Here is a 647-nt window from a genome sequence, read left to right on the forward strand (position 1 = left end):
TGGATCGTACGCGGTAATCGCAAAACTTTTTGTACCCTTTGGAACGTCTTTCCACATCAGTTGTGGAGACTGGTTCGCACCATCACATCCCCAACCTGAATATTCAAATGTCTTCGCCATTGGATGACCTTCTTGAATATCTTTGCTCGTTAGTTCAAAAGCATGGGCAGAGCCGATAACCAAAACGCTAAGGGCCAAAACAGACTTGTGAATCGCTTTCATGTGTTTATTCCTTTCAATGAGTTCAATTCAAGTCTATTCATCAACCCAAGCCAAGATACATCAATAAGTATCACAAAATATAAAATAATCGTCCATTTTGACACTTTAAGATTCAAGAATAAATTTCTTATTATCTGAGTTGCATCTGGTTTATGCTAACTAATTGCTCAGAAAACAAGGAAGACAGAATAGAACTGGATATCTACGTCGTTGACGCATTTACAGACACGCAATTTAAAGGCAACTCAGCCGCAGTCGTACCCTTGCAAGAGTGGTTAGAACCAGAGCTAATGCAAAACATTGCAGCGGAAAACAACCTCTCTGAAACCGCGTTTGTTAAAACGATTGGGACGAATCAATATGAAATACGCTGGTTTTCACCACTTACAGAAATCGACTTTTGTGGACACGCAACGCTCGCCGCT

2 protein-coding genes are annotated in these 647 nt (G+C 40.6%); one reads left to right on the forward strand and one right to left on the reverse strand.

What is annotated here, in order from left to right; genetic code table 11:
* A partial coding sequence (locus R8O10_RS25725) for a YbhB/YbcL family Raf kinase inhibitor-like protein (RefSeq protein ID WP_412035181.1) occupies positions 1-222 on the reverse strand: 222 nt, incomplete at its 3' end.
* A 188-nt stretch (positions 223-410) separates the two neighbouring features.
* Here R8O10_RS25725 and R8O10_RS25730 point away from each other — a divergent pair.
* Positions 411-647, forward strand: a 237-nt coding sequence (locus R8O10_RS25730; RefSeq protein WP_318192027.1) for a PhzF family phenazine biosynthesis isomerase, incomplete at its 3' end; no start/stop codon positions are given.

The sequence above is a fragment of the Vibrio sp. 1727 genome, from assembly GCF_033344415.1.
Lineage (GTDB): Bacteria > Pseudomonadota > Gammaproteobacteria > Enterobacterales > Vibrionaceae > Vibrio > Vibrio alginolyticus.